The sequence below is a fragment of the Parabacteroides provencensis genome (genome assembly GCF_900232875.1).
Taxonomy (GTDB): Bacteria; Bacteroidota; Bacteroidia; order Bacteroidales; family Tannerellaceae; genus Parabacteroides; species Parabacteroides chinchillae.
Map to the genome: position 1 here is coordinate 680,339 of NZ_LT960488.1, position 17,972 is coordinate 698,310.

General features: G+C 38.9%; 17 protein-coding genes and 1 CRISPR repeat array. Of the genes, 12 read left to right on the forward strand and 5 right to left on the reverse strand.

What is annotated here, in order from left to right; all coding sequences use genetic code 11:
* The first annotated feature begins 5 nt into the window (after positions 1-5).
* Genes cas5c through cas2 form a run of 6 tightly spaced genes read left to right on the forward strand, consistent with a single transcriptional unit; the run spans position 6 to position 5,313 of the window.
* Entirely contained in the window at positions 6-680 is a 675-nt protein-coding gene (cas5c, locus tag CTY47_RS02930; protein WP_099463338.1) for a type I-C CRISPR-associated protein Cas5c, read from the forward strand.
* The gene (cas8c, locus tag CTY47_RS02935) at positions 677-2,446 is read left to right on the forward strand and encodes a type I-C CRISPR-associated protein Cas8c/Csd1 (RefSeq protein WP_099463339.1); all 1,770 of its coding nucleotides are present in this window, start codon (positions 677-679) and stop codon (positions 2,444-2,446) included. Before cas5c ends, cas8c begins: the two co-directional genes overlap by 4 nt.
* A 25-nt stretch (positions 2,447-2,471) precedes the next feature.
* Positions 2,472-3,338 carry a type I-C CRISPR-associated protein Cas7/Csd2 gene (cas7c, locus tag CTY47_RS02940; RefSeq protein ID WP_099463340.1) on the forward strand — a complete coding sequence of 289 codons (867 nt, stop codon included), beginning with the start codon at positions 2,472-2,474 and terminating at the stop codon, positions 3,336-3,338.
* A complete protein-coding gene (gene cas4, locus CTY47_RS02945) occupies positions 3,338-4,036 on the forward strand; it encodes a CRISPR-associated protein Cas4 (RefSeq protein WP_099463341.1) in 699 nt (232 codons plus the stop codon). The genes cas7c and cas4 overlap by 1 nt, the downstream gene beginning before the upstream one ends.
* On the forward strand, positions 3,996-5,018 hold the full coding sequence (cas1c, locus tag CTY47_RS02950) for a type I-C CRISPR-associated endonuclease Cas1c (RefSeq protein WP_099463342.1): 1,023 nt from the start codon (positions 3,996-3,998) through the stop codon (positions 5,016-5,018). Before cas4 ends, cas1c begins: the two co-directional genes overlap by 41 nt.
* Before the next feature lie 4 nt (positions 5,019-5,022).
* Positions 5,023-5,313 (forward strand): CRISPR-associated endonuclease Cas2, encoded by a 291-nt coding sequence (cas2, locus tag CTY47_RS02955; protein ID WP_099463343.1) that lies wholly within the window; start codon positions 5,023-5,025, stop codon positions 5,311-5,313.
* Positions 5,314-5,478: 165 nt separating this feature from the next.
* A CRISPR array of direct repeats spans positions 5,479-6,244; the repeat unit is 33 nt; unit sequence GTCGCGTCTCATACGGGACGCGTGGATAGAAAC.
* Positions 6,245-6,393: 149 nt separating this feature from the next.
* Here the strand turns inward: cas2 and CTY47_RS02960 are convergent.
* Positions 6,394-6,999, reverse strand: a complete 606-nt coding sequence (locus CTY47_RS02960) for an OmpH family outer membrane protein (protein ID WP_099463344.1) — start codon at positions 6,997-6,999, stop codon at positions 6,394-6,396.
* A 22-nt stretch (positions 7,000-7,021) separates the two neighbouring features.
* The gene (locus CTY47_RS02965) at positions 7,022-7,240 is read right to left on the reverse strand and encodes a hypothetical protein (RefSeq protein WP_099463345.1); all 219 of its coding nucleotides are present in this window, start codon (positions 7,238-7,240) and stop codon (positions 7,022-7,024) included.
* 147 nt (positions 7,241-7,387) lie between these two features.
* Between CTY47_RS02965 and CTY47_RS02970 the strand changes: the two genes are divergently transcribed.
* The 3 genes from CTY47_RS02970 (at position 7,388) to CTY47_RS02980 (ending at position 11,524) form a co-directional block, all read left to right on the forward strand.
* On the forward strand, positions 7,388-8,845 hold the full coding sequence (locus tag CTY47_RS02970) for an aminoacyl-histidine dipeptidase (protein ID WP_099463346.1): 1,458 nt from the start codon (positions 7,388-7,390) through the stop codon (positions 8,843-8,845).
* Between the two features lie 148 nt (positions 8,846-8,993).
* A complete protein-coding gene (locus CTY47_RS02975) occupies positions 8,994-10,514 on the forward strand; it encodes a hypothetical protein (RefSeq protein WP_099463347.1) in 1,521 nt (506 codons plus the stop codon).
* A gap of 20 nt (positions 10,515-10,534) precedes the next feature.
* The gene (locus CTY47_RS02980) at positions 10,535-11,524 is read left to right on the forward strand and encodes an endonuclease/exonuclease/phosphatase family protein (protein WP_099463348.1); all 990 of its coding nucleotides are present in this window, start codon (positions 10,535-10,537) and stop codon (positions 11,522-11,524) included.
* An 8-nt stretch (positions 11,525-11,532) separates the two neighbouring features.
* On the opposite strand, the gene CTY47_RS02985 is transcribed toward CTY47_RS02980, so the two are convergent.
* The 3 genes from CTY47_RS02985 to CTY47_RS02995 all read right to left on the reverse strand — a co-directional run bounded on the left by CTY47_RS02985 (position 11,533) and on the right by CTY47_RS02995 (position 14,965).
* Entirely contained in the window at positions 11,533-12,777 is a 1,245-nt protein-coding gene (locus CTY47_RS02985; protein WP_099463349.1) for an ABC transporter permease, read from the reverse strand.
* Positions 12,778-12,794: 17 nt separating this feature from the next.
* Entirely contained in the window at positions 12,795-13,994 is a 1,200-nt protein-coding gene (locus CTY47_RS02990) for a pyridoxal phosphate-dependent aminotransferase (RefSeq protein ID WP_099463350.1), read from the reverse strand.
* A 74-nt stretch (positions 13,995-14,068) separates the two neighbouring features.
* Positions 14,069-14,965 (reverse strand): YitT family protein, encoded by an 897-nt coding sequence (locus tag CTY47_RS02995; protein ID WP_099463351.1) that lies wholly within the window; start codon positions 14,963-14,965, stop codon positions 14,069-14,071.
* Between the two features lie 286 nt (positions 14,966-15,251).
* On the opposite strand from CTY47_RS02995, the gene CTY47_RS03000 reads away from it, so the two are divergent.
* The 3 genes from CTY47_RS03000 to CTY47_RS03010 are packed head-to-tail and all read left to right on the forward strand — an operon-like array spanning position 15,252 to position 17,909.
* Positions 15,252-16,511 (forward strand): putative DNA modification/repair radical SAM protein, encoded by a 1,260-nt coding sequence (locus CTY47_RS03000; RefSeq protein WP_099463352.1) that lies wholly within the window; start codon positions 15,252-15,254, stop codon positions 16,509-16,511.
* Positions 16,512-16,514: 3 nt separating this feature from the next.
* On the forward strand, positions 16,515-17,279 hold the full coding sequence (locus CTY47_RS03005) for a TIGR03915 family putative DNA repair protein (protein WP_099463353.1): 765 nt from the start codon (positions 16,515-16,517) through the stop codon (positions 17,277-17,279).
* A 33-nt stretch (positions 17,280-17,312) separates the two neighbouring features.
* Positions 17,313-17,909 (forward strand): MarC family protein, encoded by a 597-nt coding sequence (locus CTY47_RS03010; protein WP_099463354.1) that lies wholly within the window; start codon positions 17,313-17,315, stop codon positions 17,907-17,909.
* The last annotated feature ends 63 nt before the right edge of the window (positions 17,910-17,972 follow it).

The window sequence follows — 17,972 nt, forward strand, 5'->3', positions numbered from 1 at the left end:
AACACATGGAATACATTGACAAAGAATTCTGTTTGGATGTACAAGGAGAAATGGCTTGTTTTACGCGGCCTGAGCTAAAAGTGGAACGCGTCAGTTATGACGTAATTCCTCCTTCAGCAGCCCGGGCCATTTTCGATGCCATCTTCTGGAAACCAGCTATCCGGTGGGAGGTTACACGCATCGAAGTTTTAGCTCCTGTAAAGTGGACTTCCATACGCAGAAATGAAGTGGGTGCTATAGCCAGTCCGCGTACAAAATGCATTTTCATTGAAGAGAAGCGGCAACAACGTTCCAGCCTTCTTCTTCGTGATGTGCATTACCGGATACATGCCAAACAGGTTTTCATCCCTTCAAAGAACAGAAAAGATGAAAAACACGAAGGCGGCGAAGACGAAAACCCCGGAAAGTATAACGCAATGTTCGAACGCCGGGCCCGTAAAGGGCAGTGTTTCAATCAACCTTATCTGGGCACGCGCGAGTTTTCTGCATCGTTTCGGCTTATAGAAAAGGATGAAACGAACTTATACCCTCCTATTCCGGAAACCCGGGATTTGGGGCTAATGCATTATGACATGGACTTTAACCACTCTAAAGGTGCGTTACCTCTATATTTTCGTGCCCAAATGAACCAAGGTGTTATTGAAATTCCACCATTTAACAGCCCCGACATACTAAGATGATACTAAAAGCACTTTATGACTATTACCAAAGGAGCAAAGACCTAGCTCCGGAAGGTTTCGAACCAAAGGAAATACCTTTCCTGATTCGTATTGATAAAGATGGAAATTTTAAAGAACTGGAGGATATGCATATGGATAAGAAACAATGCAAATCATTTCAGGTCGTAAAGAACAATGGACGTACCAGTGCTCCCATGCCTAATATTTTATGGGATAACGTAGAGTATGTATTAAACTTTACAGAGAACCACCTTCTCCCTCAACAGCAATTAACAGATAAAGAGGAAGCAAAGCGTTTGAAAGCCATAGAAAAGTCAAATGTAAAAAACCAATTATTCATAGACAAGGTTTTGGAACTCGCATCGCGTTATCCGCAAAACGAAGCATTCCGGGCAGTAGCATTATTCTATAAAAAAGAGCAATTGGATATGATCCGGAAAGACCCTTTATGGAAGGAGATCGAGAAGAAACCGACAGTCAACCTATCCTTCAGACTGGAAGGTGAAGATGAAATCGTTGCGGAAGATGATGATTTGGCAGATTACATAACCTCTTCCAGTAAGAATGATACAGGGCCTTCAGAAGACTATCCGGTCTGCCTGATTACCGGCGAAAAAGCAGAACCGGTGGCAACAACCACCGCCACCATGATCCCCGGGAGCCAGGCTACGGCTAAGTTGGTGGCTTTCCAGGTAAAATCCGGTTATGACTCATTTGGAAATCTGCAAGGACTAAACGCTCCCATTTCCAAAAAAGCAGAAGCAGCCTATACTACTGCCCTCAACCGGTTACTAGCCAAAGACTCTCCAAATAAATTCATGATCGGAAACCGTACTTTTGTTTTTTGGGCCTCCAACTCAGATGAAGCCGCCAAAGCAGTTGAAGCAGGCATGACCAGCCTGTTCAGTCATATCAAAGAAGAAGACAACCCCAATAAGCGTATAGAAGAAGTAAAAGAGGTGTTCAAAGCGATCTATTCAGGAGTGCTCCGCACCAATCCGGACGATCGGTTTTATATTCTGGGACTTGCACCCAACTCTGCCCGTATTGCCGTTGTCTATTGGAATGAAACTACACTAAAGGATTTCTCTAAAAACATCTGGCAACACTTTGAAGACATAAACATAGCCGATACCCGAAAAGAACAACGCCCCTATTACGGACTACATCAAATGCTTCGAAGTGTAGCATTTCAAAGCAAAAATGAGAACATACCTCTTAATCTACCCGAGGCCACTGTCAAAAGCATCTTTCAAGGCACACCTTACCCAGACACTCTTTTCCATGCATGCCTACAACGTATTCGTGCAACACAAGAAATAGGTATTACCAGGGCTGCCATCCTTAAAGCATATAATAACAGAAAATATAAGAATCTAAAACTTAAAGTTATGTTAGACAAAGAAAACACCAGTCCCGGTTATTTATGCGGGAGATTATTCGCTACGTTAGAATACCTGCAAGAGAAAAGTAGCGGGATCAACACAATTCTCGAGAAGTATATGAATGCAGCATCCGGCACTCCTGCAACTGTCTTCCCCACATTACTGAACCTTTCCATCCATCATGTGGAAAAGCTGAAAAGAGAAGGACAATATTCTAAAGATTATTTTGAGCGTAAGAAAAGAGAAATCATCGACAAGATTCCGGCAGATGGCTTCCCCACACATCTCGATTTACGCGAACAGGGACGTTTTATGGTAGGTTATTATCATCAAAGACAATACTACTATACTTCAAGAAAAATAACAACAGACAAAGAATAAGTTAAATCATAAAAGAAATAAGATCATGGAAAATAATTGCATCAACAACCGCTACGACTTTATTTATCTCTTCGATGTACAAGATGGAAACCCGAATGGAGATCCCGATGCAGGAAACTTACCCCGTATCGATGCAGAGACGGGCATGGGACTTGTTACGGATGTCTGTTTAAAACGAAAAATACGCAATCATATCTTTTACACAAAAAACTGTGCCGATAAATTCGACATCTTCATCAAAGAAAAGGCAATTCTAAATGACCTGATAAATCAGGCTCACGAAGACGAAAGTGTAAAGAGCAAAGAAGAAGGCGAGAAAACAGAAGCCGCACGGCATATCATGTGCAAGCGTTATTATGATGTCCGTACTTTCGGTGCCGTCATGTCTACCGGCAAGAATGCAGGACAGGTTAGAGGACCTATTCAGTTAACCTTTGCCCGTTCGGTCAGTCCAATCGTACCTTCCGAACATTCTATTACCCGTCTGGCAGTGGCGACCCCAGAAGAGGCAAAGAAGCAAAAAGGCGATAACCGCACAATGGGACGTAAAGCAACAATTCCTTACGGCCTTTACCTTTGTCATGGTTTCATTTCTGCAAATCTAGCGAAGCAAACAGGTTTCAGCGAAGAAGACTTACAATTGTTCTGGGACGCGCTTCGCAATATGTTCGATCATGACCGGTCGGCAGCACACGGACTAATGAGCGCACAACGCCTGATTGTATTCAAGCATAACTCGGAACTGGGAAATGCACCTGCCAACAAACTATTTGAACGCATAAGCATTACACAGAAAAATCCAGAAGTCGCTCCACGTTCATTCAGCGACTACGAAATCACGATAGACAAAACAAATCTGCCGACAGGCGTAACTATCGAAGAACTTTTATAATGAGTTACGCCGAAGATGATATGCTTATGTTGTCGGGGATACAGCACTATATGTTTTGTCCCCGACAATGGGCTTTAATACATATAGAGCAACAATGGAACGAGAATCGCTTTACAATTGAAGGAGAAATATTACATACCCATGTAGATGATCCCTTTTATCGCCAGAAAGGAAAAAATGGAATTACTTTACGTTCTGTATCTATAGCTTCCAAGCAGTTAGGGTTGTATGGTATCTCTGATGCCATAGAATTGCATCCTAGTGAAACGTCCGAAAATGCAATTATTCATCCTCAATACACTGGTTGGTGGAAGCCTTTTCCGGTAGAATATAAACGGGGGCATAGCAAGATTGATGAACGAGACGAAGTTCAACTTGCAGCGCAAGTTATATGTCTTGAAGAAATGTATAACATACATATTGATTACGGTGCTTTATTCTATGGAGAAACCAGACGTCGCGAATTAATAGAAATATCTCCTAAATTACGTCAACTCACCATTGATTGCTCGCATAAAATGCACCGACTTTATCAGAAAGGCGAAACACCAAAAGCTGAAAAGAAAACTCATTGCAGGAACTGTTCTCTTGTTGATTTATGTATGCCCAAACTGGCAGGTTGTAAAACAGTAGAAAAATATTTAAAAGAAAACTTATATGAGGAAGCTGCTGAACACACTTTACGTAACGACTCCTGAAGCCTATTTGAGTAAAGAGGGATTAAATGTTGTCATTTCTGTGAATCAAACAGAAATATTCCGGATTCCAATTCTTAATATAGAATCAATTGTAACTTTCGGATATATGGGAGCAAGCCCTGGACTTATGAAACTGTGCTGCGATAACAACGTCTCCTTAGTATTTCTTTCTCCAAACGGGCGCTATGTTGGTCGACTACAAGGTCCTGTTCGAGGAAACGTCCTTCTAAGAAATACACAATTTCGTCTTTCTTCAGATAAAGATTTTGCACTTAATGTCAATAAGATATTTATTGGTGCTAAAATACAAAACTATCGGAGTATATTACAACGCTATATGAGGGATTATGGAGCGCATGAAGAAATAACAAAAGTATCTGATACCTTAAAAATGCGTAAACAACAGTTATTTTGTTGTACGACTGCAGACCAATTACGAGGGATAGAAGGAGATGCAGCTAAGAGCTATTTCGATATATTCTCCTATTTAATAGTAAATCAGAAAAATGATTTTGTTTTTCAAGGTCGCAACCGTCGTCCTCCTAAAGATGCAGTTAATGCATTACTTTCTTTTGTATATACACTAATAGCTAATGATATTGAGGCTGCTTTAGAAACAATAGGTTTGGACCCTTATGTTGGTTTCTTGCATACACTTCGTCCAGGTAGGCCTTCGTTGGCTTTGGATTTAATGGAAGAGTTTCGTGCTTATTTGGGAGACCGGTTGGTATTATCTCTCATAAATCGTAAGCAAGTAACCATTAAAGATTTTGTTAAACAAGGAGATGAAGGAATCGTAATGACAGATTCTTGTCGAAAAGAAGTTTTACAAACCTGGCAAAAACGTAAAAAAGAGATCATAAACCATCCATATCTGAACGAAAAAGTGCCAATAGGTTTACTGCCTTATGTTCAAGCTATGCTATTAGCGCGTTATTTAAGAGGGGACTTGGACAATTATCCGGTTTTTTTAATACGATAAAAATATGATGATATTGATTACATATGATGTTGAAGTTTCTTCGGAAGCAGGCAGCTCGCGACTTAGAAAAGTAGCAAAAGAATGTCAAAATTATGGACAACGCGTTCAAAACTCAGTTTTTGAATGTGTAATAAATGAAGCTGATTTCTTATTTTTACAAAATAAAATTAAGTCAATCATTGATCCTGAAAAAGATAGTATCCGTTTTTATTTTTTAGGAAAAAACTGGCAAAAGAGAATAGAATGTATTGGAAAAGTTACATCTTATGATGTAACATCTGAATTGATAATTTAAAGTGCGAACCTTTAGTGATACAAAAATTGCTAGATTATCGCACTGTTTTATTTTCAACAACTTATAAATAAAACATTAGTAAATATTGATTTATAGAACGTAAAAGAATACTTTCGCGAAAAGTACTTTTTTTCAGACTATATATCAATGTCTTATTAAGCAAGAGTCGCGTCTCATACGGGACGCGTGGATAGAAACGTCCGGTGGCATGAGAACTATCACAAACGAAGAAGTCGCGTCTCATACGGGACGCGTGGATAGAAACAGATCCATCCCCCGGAACGGTATTTATACCATTTCGTCGCGTCTCATACGGGACGCGTGGATAGAAACAGATTTTATATCGGAATATATAGGTAGCATTGGGTCGCGTCTCATACGGGACGCGTGGATAGAAACTGTAACAGGATCAGGAAATGTTGTTACTAATGTGTCGCGTCTCATACGGGACGCGTGGATAGAAACCGGGACGTACGGATGCTTATACCCCTGCATCAGGTCGCGTCTCATACGGGACGCGTGGATAGAAACGCTGTGGCGCTTGCCAAAGAATTGGGCACGGATGGTCGCGTCTCATACGGGACGCGTGGATAGAAACCAACGATTCCAGTAGTGTGTCCGTAGAAGGTTTGTCGCGTCTCATACGGGACGCGTGGATAGAAACGGCATGGTAGTTTACCCGATGACATCCATTAACCGTCGCGTCTCATACGGGACGCGTGGATAGAAACACAACTAAGCTTTAACTGTTTAAATTTAGCCGGATGTCGCGTCTCATACGGGACGCGTGGATAGAAACCACCAGTCAGCATATAAAAGGAGAGGCGGCTGAGTCGCGTCTCATACGAGACGCGTGGATAGAAACGCGGCAGCGGGATTACCGTATAATGGCAAGTATGTCGCGTCTCATGCGGGACGCGTGGATAAAAACATAGTTTGATCAATCTCTTCGGTCTACTTTGTGTCAAATGTAAACTAACTATACATTTGCCAGAAGAACCATAAAACAAAAAAAGCCACTCCAGGATAATCCGGAAGCGGCTTTCTTCTATGACGTTTTACAACTATTTCTAAAAGCTATTACTTACTTTGAGATGAATAATTTTTATTCAGATATTCTATCAACTCACCTGTAATATCATAAGCATCACCAGCCAATAAAATATTATCACCTACAGTATTGCTGAAAATTACCTGGAAATGTTTATCCTTATTAAATTCTTTCAACTGTGAAACCAGTGTATCACGAAGTTGCTCACTTACTCTCTGTTGTTCAGCAACCAATTCCTGAGCCAACTGATTATCCAAGTTCTGTAGTTCCTGTTGTTTATTGATCAAACGTTGTTGTTCAGATTCTGCGCGTTCACGGGTAAGAAATGCGTTATTTTCCACTTTACGCTGAAAGTCCTGCATTTCACTTTGCAATGACCGGGCTTTTTGTGTAATACTGGCACGGGAATTTTCTGATTTTTTCAAAATAATCTCATTCAGGTCTTTTGAATAATTGTAATTCTGTAAAAGAGAGTCAACATTGACATAGGCAATCGGAAGTATCCCTGTTGTATCCTCCCCGGAAGTAAATGTTCTTGTGACCTCAGATTCCTTTTTACCGGAAAATTGCATAATAAACAATATTATTACAGCCACAGCAAGCACACCGTTAATAACGTAGTTAATGTTCTTCATAAAGTGTAAATTAAATCTTTATTTATTCTTTTATTTCTTTCATCCTATCATATAGATTCTTTTGAGCCGCATCTTCTCTGTCCTGTGTTTTAGCACAGTGTATACCCTTCTTTCCTAATGCCCTGTTACCATCGATATGTGTATTAGGAAACCTTCCTCCCTTTTTCAGCAACACTTTGATAGATAATAACACAACACTTATAACAAGAATTATGACAGCAAGCAATAACGTTGTAAGCATTTTCTCTATATTTGTGGACGCAAATATAAGAGTTTAACTGATTATAAAATATCTTTTCGGTATTTTATTCTACTTTTTTTCGAACATTATCCTTAGAGATACCATATTATTAACTATAGAGTAACATCTATAATATATCGTAACATTATGAAGATTACAGATTTAAAGCCAGAAATCGTATGGAAATTTTTCCATCAGGTAACACAAGTTCCCCGTCCATCAAAAAAAGAGGGTAAAATGATCCAATTCCTTGAATCATTTGCCAAAGAGTACAATATAGCTATCAAAAAAGATGCTGCAGGCAATATCTTAATGTCTAAGCCGGCTACTCCGGGAATGGAAAACCGCCCAACCGTTATTTTACAATCGCACATGGATATGGTTTGCGAAAAAAATAACGGAACCGTTCACAATTTCGATAAAGATCCTATTGAAACTGTCGTAGAAGGGAATTGGCTCCATGCAAACGGAACTACACTTGGTGCGGATAACGGCATCGGCGTAGCTGCAGAATTAGCCATCCTAGCTTCCAACGATATTGAACATGGTCCTGTCGAATGTCTTTTCACAGTTGATGAAGAAACCGGGCTTACCGGAGCAAAAGCCATCGAAAAAGGATTTATGACCGGAGAAATCCTGCTAAATCTTGACAGTGAAGATGAAGGTGAAATATTTATGGGTTGTGCCGGAGGCAAAGACACACAAGCCGTTTTTCATTATCATCCGCAACCAACCTCTCCCAACATGCAATATTTCCGTATTGATGTAAAAGGACTGAATGGAGGACACTCCGGCGGCGAAATACACAAAGGTTTAGGTAATGCCAATAAAATTCTGGTTCGTTTCTTATTCCTTTTAAAACAGAAATATCCGTTTGTTTTATGCTCTATTGACGGAGGTAATTTACGCAATGCCATTGCCCGCGAAGCACATGTTGTAATAGGCATTCGTCCGGAAGACAAAGAAAACGTACGCATCATGCTGAATCATTTCACTGCGGATATTGAAAATGAATTAAAGCATATCGACCCGAAAGTACAAATTACAATGGAATCTGCCGATCGTCCTGAAGTGCATATTGATAATACAACTACAGAAAAACTAATCCTTGCATTACATGCATGCCCGCATGGTGTTATTGGCATGAGTCACGATATTGAAGGGCTAGTCGAGACTTCGACAAACCTGGCTTCCGTAAAGATGAAAGAACACAATACAATTGTTATAGGAACCAGCCAACGCAGTTCCATTGAATCATGTAAAATAGCCGTTGCCAATCAAGTAGCATCAACATTTTTACTTGCAGGCGCAGATGTAAGCCATGGAGACGGTTACCCCGGATGGGCACCAAATCCAGATTCCAAAATACTGAAAGTTGCCCAGGAAACATACAAACGTTTATTTAATAAAGATGCCAAAATTATGGCTATACATGCCGGATTGGAATGTGGATTATTCCTCGAGAAATATCCTAACCTGGACATGATTTCATTCGGTCCGACTCTACGTGAAGTTCATTCGCCGAATGAACGCATACAGATTGATACTGTTGGTTTGTGGTGGAATCATCTAGTTGAATTATTAAAGAGTATTCCTGCAAAATAAAACAAAGTATTGTCCGTTATAAGAGAGGATGTACATAGCAATATGTTAATCCTCTTTTTTATGCCTCGATTTGGAAACATAATTAGAAAAAATTTGTTTATTGATAAGAAACAGAACAAAAAGGCATATTATTTAACATTTACAGAAAATGAAAAGATTAACCATAATAATATTCATTCTTTCCGCTGTAATACTGAATCTTTTATCAGGATGCGACGGACTGGACGAACATTATTCCACAAATCCAAACCACAGGCTGGACTTTTCTAAAGATACAGTAGCTTTTGACACCATATTCAGTACAATTGGTTCCACCACAAAACAATTGATGATTTATAACAACAATTCAGAAGCACTCAATATTGAATCCATCTTGCTGGCAGGAGGAGGGACGACAGGTTTCCGTATTAATGTAGACGGCAGAAAAGGAGACTCTTTCAGTAACGTCAGCATTCTTGCCAAAGACAGCATGTATGTTTTCGTTGAAGTGACAGTAGACCCAAATGGAACGGATCAACCTTTATTGATTGAAGATTCTATCGTGTTCGTCACAAACGGAATGCAACAATCTGTTATACTTGAAGCTTATGGACAGGATGTAAATTTATATAAAGGCGGGGTTACCATCACTAAAGACAGTATACTTACCGCCAGTCGTCCTTATCTGATTTACGACAGCCTGGTTATTGCCCCAAGCGCAAAAGTAACCATTGAAAAAGGTGCGACATTTTACATGCACGACAAAGCAAACATTATTGTACGTGGAACAATGGAAGCCAACGGCACCCAAGATCAACCGGTCATATTCCGTGGAGACCGGCTGGATTTTATATTGGATAATGTATTGCCTTACGACCGAACTCCGGGACAATGGGGAGGAATTATATTCAAAAAAGCCAGTTTTAACAACATAATGAATTACGTTATTGTCCGTAATGGTACAACAGGCATTTCTTGCGAATTATCAGAACCTGAATTAAGCAAACTAGAAATCAGCAATTCGCAGATAACAAATATGAGTAAAGATTTATTCAGTGCTATCAATTGTAACATTACAGCAACAAACAGTGAATTCAGTAATGCAAAAGGCAGTGTTGTTACACTCATTGGTGGTAAATATTATTTTGCGCATTGCACATTGGCCAATTACATGGTCTTATTAACGCGAGACAGCCAAAGCAAAGGTGAAGTGCCTAGTAAGACACTCAGAATATTTAATAATGCTACGGTCAACGAAAGCGGTCCATATCCAATTATACAGGCACAATTTGACAACTGTATTATAGATGGCAGCTTTTCAGCCGGAGAAAAGGAATTAGGAGGAGAGTTACAAATCACGTCCGGAGCAACCTTTAAATCAGAAGACACCAGTTTCGATTTTCTTTTTAATCATTGTCTGATTAAAACTAAAGGCGAAGCCAATAACAATTTTAAGGACGTTATCTTTATAACAAAAAGTCCGGAGTATATACAAACAGGAGAAAAAGAGAACAAATATGCTTTCGATTTCCGGCTTGCCAGTGATAAAGAAGAAGGCGTAGGCAAAGCTGATTTATCTATTGCCCGGAAATATCCAAAAGACCGTTATGGTATAGACCGGTTGTCTAGTACTAACGGTCCAACTATTGGAGCGTATGAATATGTTCCAAAAGAAAACAATAAGCAATGAGATAAACCAGAACCTGAACTATGAAACTATTTACGTTTTTCTTCTTTTTGGTTACTTTCTCCACGACAGCTCAAACCAATTTCAGAGTAATGAGTTATAATGTAGAAAATCTATTCGACACAATAGATAATCCGGATAAAGACGATAACGACTTTTTACCTTCCGGAAACAGGCATTGGACTCAAAAGCGATATAATCTTAAATTACAACATATAGCAAAAGTTATATCTGCCATTGGCGAATGGGATACGCCGGCAATTGTAGGCCTATGTGAAATAGAGAACGATTCCGCATTAGTTCATCTTCTTAATCGTACACCATTACGCCAGCAACAATATCGCTATTGTATCACACAAAGTCAGGACAGACGGGGAATTAATGTGGCATTACTTTATCAACGGGATAAATTTAAATACCTTGGTCACAAAGCAGAGCCTATTTCATACTCACATAAAAAGCACAAACTATCACGCGACCTGTTACATGTATGGGGTAAACTAATTACAGAAGATACTTTAGACATTTTTGTCTGCCATTTCCCATCCCGCTACGGTGGAGAAAAAGAGAGTGAAACCGACCGTATAGACGCAACAACAACACTCATAAATCTATGTGATTCACTAAAGCAAATCCGTACCAGTGCACATTTCATCATTATGGGGGATTTCAATGACACGCCCGAGAACAAGAGCTTGACAAAAATAGAACAATCTTGTTTCTTGCACAACCTGTTTTCAAATCTGAAAGAGTTTTCACCTAAAGGAAGCCACAAATATCAAGGAAACTGGAGCCAGTTGGATCATATAATTATCAGCAGAGATTTAATCGATACCACAAAATCCTTCCACTACATTCCTCAAAGTGCTCGGATATACGCGCCTCCGTTCTTGTTCACCAAAGATAAAACATGGCATGGAACCAGACCATTTAGAACTTATTATGGATTCAGATATGAAGGAGGTTACAGCGATCATTTACCTTTAATTGCCGATTTTATTATCTCCTACTAACAGTAAAATTACTCAAAACGGATACTACGAGCCGGATCAATTTTAGTTATCAAATAAGAAGGACCAAGCATCATCAGCATTGATATGCAAAGTGTCCCTATATTCAACAAAACGAGTGACAGAATATTCAAATCGACAGGCACTGCATCCAGATAATATATAGACGGGTCCAGGGTAATTATCTTAAAATGGGATTGCATCAGACATAAGAAAACACCTATTATATTCCCCCATAACATACCCTTACCTATCAGGAAAAATGATACATACAAAAAAATATGACGTACACTTGTATTATTCTGTCCCAAAGCCTTCAAAATACCAATCATATTCGTTCGCTCCAAAATAATAATCAGCAATCCTGAAATCATGGTAAAGCCAGCAACAGATAGCATTAACACCAATATTACCACAACATTAATATCTAATACGTCCAGCCAATTAAATATCATCGGGTTCAATTCTTTTATAGAGCGGGCATAGAACGTATTGCCATTACAATCTTGTTTTTCAGCAAGATCAAAATATAAATCTTCAGAAATCTGATCCAAATTATCATAATTATCAACAAATAGCTCAAGGCCGCTCACCTGATCTTTTTCCCAACCGTTTAACCGGCGTATCTGTTTTATATCAGCAATAACAAAAAGCTTATCGTAATCAAGAAAACCCGTTTCATAAATGCCTGTAATATGAAATTTACGGGCACGAACATTATCCTGGACAAAATATGTAAGGAATGAATCTCCTACATTCAGTTGCAATAAATCAGCCAAATAACGGGAAATAATAACATCGGTAGAATTTTTATCCGGATCGATAGAAAGGATATTTCCTTCTTTCAGATTATTCCGGAAAAATGTCCAGTCATAATCTGTATCTACTCCTTTCAGTACGATACCCTGGAAGTCATTCTCTGTCTTCAAAATGCCTGGCTTGGTTGCAAACGATTCAACATGCCGAATACCAGGAAATGCACGAAGGTTTTGCAGCAAAGTGTCACTTATAGCAATTGGCGTTGATTCATACGAAGAGTTACTGTCAAAATTTGTAATTTGAATATGAGAGCCAAAACCGATTACCTTATTCCTGACTTCTTTTTTAAAACCTATGACAATTGCCACAGAAAGGATCATCACAGCAAGCCCTAAAGCAATGCCAATAATGGCAATACGAACAGCAGGAGATGTAACTTTCCGATCACCTTCCTTGCTAAAATGTATTCTTCTTGCTATGAATAATTCTAAACTCAAAACAGTTGACAGTCAGCTTATATTGTTTTACCCGGATAAGCCTCCAATGCTTTCTGAAGGACAATCAGAGCCTTAGCCAAATCTTCTTTCTTCAGGACATAAGCTATACGTACTTCATTTTTTCCCAAACCGGGTGTCGTATAAAAACCTGATGCAGGAGCCATCATAACAGTTTGTCCTTCAAAACTAAATTCACTCAAACACCATGCACAAAATTTATCAGCATCATCCACAGGAAGTTTTGCAACCGTATAAAAAGCTCCCATAGGAATCGGAGAATAACAACCAGGAATACGGTTCAGTCCGTCAATCAAAAATTTACGACGTTCTACATATTCATTGTAAACCTCCAACATATAGTCTTCCGGTGTGTCCAGAGAAGCTTCGGCTATTATTTGTCCGATCAATGGAGGACTTAAACGAGCCTGACACCATTTCATAACATTCTCTTTCACCATTTGGTTCTTCGTAATCAGTGCACCTATACGAATACCACATTCACTATAACGCTTAGAAACAGAATCTACCAAAACTACATTATTCTCAATTCCTTTCAAATGAAAAGCTGAAATATAAGGAGCTCCTGTATAACAAAACTCGCGATATACCTCGTCAGAAAACAAAAACAAGTCATACTTTTTTACTATATCACGAATCTGGTCCATTTCTTTTTGTGTATACAAATAGCCAGTCGGATTATTAGGATTACAAATCAAAATTGCTTTTGTGCGAGGCGTTATCAGTTCTTCAAATTTTTCAACAGACGGAAGAGCAAATCCTTCGTCAATAGTAGAAGGTATAGTCTTAATTACAGCTCCACATGAAATAGCAAATGCCATATAATTAGCATAAGCCGGTTCCGGTACAATAATTTCATCACCCGGATCAAGACAAGCCATAAATGAGAAAAATACAGCTTCAGAGCCTCCGGTAGTAATAATTATATCATCAATATTTACATGAATATTGAATTTTTCATAATAAAGAACCAATTTCTCACGGAAGCTTCGTATTCCTTCACTTGGCGAGTATTCCAACACTTTCCTGTCTACATGGCGCATCGCATCCATCGCGACTTCGGGCGTAGGTAAATCGGGCTGTCCGATGTTAAGATGATACACCTTAATACCTTGTGCTTTTGCCTTATTGGCAAGCGGAACGAGCTTTCTGATAGGAGAAGCCGGCATATTGACTCCCCGTTGTGAGATGTTGGGCATTTTTTACTATTATTTTTTTCCTTTTGAAGGGCAAAGATAATAATAATTGATAATTGGGAATTGAAAATAAGAAATTAAATACCCGGACGGGGAGAATCCTTACTGGCATGCATAGTTGAAACGAATGCATGTGGATCAATCTCTTTCACTTCATCTTTTAATTTCGGAAGATCTTTGCGTTCGGCTATCGTGAATATTATTTCCGTTTCCAGACCTTCATACATACCTTTCCCGTGAATAAACGTACCACGCATGCCTAGCTGATTCACAATCAGGTTCTTCATATCCTGTGTCTTCTTAGAAACGATAAATACTGCACGATTCGGATTTTCCACCTGAAACATTTCTACAATTTTCCCATATACAAAAATAGTAAACCACGAATACAACGGAACCGCCCAATCCCTGAAAACAATCAGCCCAAGCAACACGACTGCGGAGTCTAACACTATAATCATATTGCTAACTTTCAAATTCGAATCATTAGCAATAACACGCGCCAACACATCCGTACCCGCGCTGGTACTTTGGGCACGGAATATACATGTTACGCCTACTCCCAAAATGGCACCACCATAAAATGCCGCAATAAAAGCATCATTCTCCACCAGTGGGTCTGTCAGAAAATAAGATAGTGTATCAGTAAAGATGGAAATCAGCAAAAAGGTAACTATTGTTTTAGGTCCCGACGAAAGACCTATCTTTTTCATCGCCAGAAACATTAGCGGAATATTGAAACATAATGCAGTAGCCCCCATAGGCAAACCCTCCGGCAAAAAAGGGAACAATCCCTTTGTCACATAATGGATCACAATAGAAACACCATACACGCCTCCCGGTACAATTTTATACGGAGCAAGGAAAAGCACATAACTAAGAGCTTGCAAAAACGAACCCACAACAATCAATGAATAATCGGCTGCGTTTTTTTTCAATGTAGCATTAGAAGGTACTGCCATTTTTTGTTTCATATTTCGAATTAAGCGTTATTTGTAAAATGTTGCAAATATAGACAAAAAAAGATTTGAAATTAACGAAGAAAATGATTTTTCATTCCTATACTGAAAAGAAAGATTTGAAATTACCAGTTTGTCAAAAACATTCATATAAACGCCCAATCTTAACTACAAATTACTTAGGAAGAACGTCAGTAAAAATGCTCTTCCTTTTTATATAACCACTCTTGTTAAATCTACAGAAGTCCTATATTTGTTCACCCAATATTGTTACATTTGTAAAAATAATTTTCGGAATAAAATGAATGAGACAGTTCTTGAAAAATTGAAAGTCCTGGCCGAATCAGCAAAATACGATGTATCTTGTGCCTCCAGCGGAACTTCACGTTCACATAAGAACGGAAGTATCGGCAGTGCTGCCGGCTGGGGTATTTGCCATAGCTTTGCCGAAGACGGACGCTGCATTTCCCTTCTGAAAATTATGCTCACCAATTATTGTATATACGATTGCGCATACTGTATAAACCGTAGAAGCAATGATATACGGAGGGCAACACTTTCCGTAACCGAATTAGTTAACCTCACAATCGAATTTTATCGTCGCAATTATATTGAAGGACTTTTCTTAAGCTCAGGTGTTGTCCGTAATCCGGACTACACAATGGAACGACTTGTAAAAGCGATAAAAGACCTTCGTTTAATTTATCACTTTAATGGTTATATTCACATGAAAAGCATTCCCGGAGCAAGTCAGGAATTAGTCAATGAAGCAGGACTATATGCAGACCGCTTAAGTGTGAATATTGAGATACCAAATGAAAAAAGCCTGCAAATATTAGCGCCTGAGAAAGATTTTCAAAGCGTATTTACACCTATGCGCTACATTCAGCAAGGTGTATTACAAAGCGCTGAAGAAAGAAAACATTTCCGCTCTGCACCACGTTTTGCCCCGGCCGGACAAAGCACACAAATGATTGTTGGCGCAACAGCAGATACAGACAAAGATATTTTGCATCTTTCCTCTGCTCTTTATCAGAGACCAACAATGAAAAGGGTTTATTATTCAGGTTTTATCCCTGTCAATTCTTACGACAACCGTTTGCCTGCACTAAAACAACCGCCATTAGTCCGCGAAAACCGTTTATACCAAGCCGATTGGTTGTTGCGTTTTTATCAATTTAAAGTTGATGAAATCGTGAATGACACATATCCTGACTTAGATATAGAAATTGACCCGAAACTTTCATGGGCACTACGTCACCCCGAAAAATTTCCGGTAGATATAAATAAAGCCGATTACGAAATGTTGCTCCGCGTACCCGGAATAGGTGTAAAATCAGCCCAGATAATCATTGTCTCCCGCCGATATTCAAACCTTGGAAGTGAACAATTAAAGAAAATAGGTGTTGTTATGAAAAAAGCCCAGTATTTCATTACCTGCCGCGAACTGCCGGTAAAGACAATAAACGAAGTGAGTCCCGAGGCTTTACGGCAGATATTAACGAAAAAAGCAAACACAAAAATAGACGATCGACAATTGATAATACAGTTTCAAGAATAGCAGATGATTATTTTTATTTATGACAAAACATTTGAAGGTTTGCTAACCGCAGTATTCGACGCTTATACCCGCCGGACATTCCCGGATATTTTACTAACAGAAAATGAACCTCTACCACTGTTCTACAATGAAGCTGTAACTATATATACAGATGGGACAAAAGCAGAACGTGTATGGAAAGGCCTGCAGAAAAAAATATCAGAATTGTCATTGTCCGGATTAAGCATTACGTGGTTGTCGGAACTACCGGAAGTAGACATGCTTTTGTTTCGTTATATACGCAAGGCAATTGATGCTCCGAAAACAATAGAATATAACCTGGGAGACCCGGATGTACTTGAAGTCTCAAAAATATGGAAAAAAGTGAGTCAGGAACGTTTACGTGTCATACAATTTTTACGTTTCCAGAAAGCTTCCGACGGAACTTATTTTGCAGCATTAGCACCATTATACAACGTATTACCGCTCACTTTATCACATTTAACAGACCGTTTCGCCGATCAGAGATGGCTTCTTTACGATTTAAAACGTGAATATGGTTATTATTATGATTTGCAGGAAACAATAGAAGTACTCTTCGAAAATAAAGATTCACATCTCATTTCGGGTTTATTAAGTGAAGATATAATGGATAAAGACGAAAAACTATTTCAACAAATGTGGTCGGCCTATTTCAAATCGATTGCCATAAAGGAGCGTTTAAATCCTAAACTTCACAGGCAAAACATGCCGGAGCGTTTCTGGAAATACATGCCTGAGAAAAAATAAAAGACAAAACAAAAATCATAAATAAATAAAGCTATGTTATCCAATTTTGATTTCCAACAGATGGCAAGTGCCTTTATCGTCTTATTCGCCGTAATCGACATTATTGGCTCTATTCCTATCATTGTAGAACTAAAACGACGTGGAAAAGGCGTTAATGCACTGAAAGCTACAACGATCTCATTTGGACTGATGGTAGGTTTTTTCTATGTAGGGGATTATATACTCCAACTGTTTCACGTAGACATAGAATCATTTGCTGTTGCAGGTTCTTTTATCATATTCCTGCTGGCATTAGAAATGATTCTGGACATTGAAATATTCAAGAATCAAGGCCCTATAAAAGAAGCAACTCTTGTCCCTCTAGTTTTTCCTTTATTAGCCGGGGCAGGCTCATTTACCACATTACTTTCGCTAAGAGCCGAATATGCTTCTATCAATATTTTAGTTGCTTTGATATTAAATATGATATGGGTCTATTTTGTTGTCCGCATGACGGCTAAAGTGGAAAAAATATTAGGGAAAGGCGGCATATATATGATCCGGAAATTCTTCGGTATTATTCTGTTAGCTATTTCGGTCAGGTTATTCACATCCAATATCGCACTTCTTTTTGACGGCTTGCAGAAATAGAGAATAAATCCGGGAACATAACTTCACTGATCTTGTTTTCTATTATACAAGGCATTTTTATCC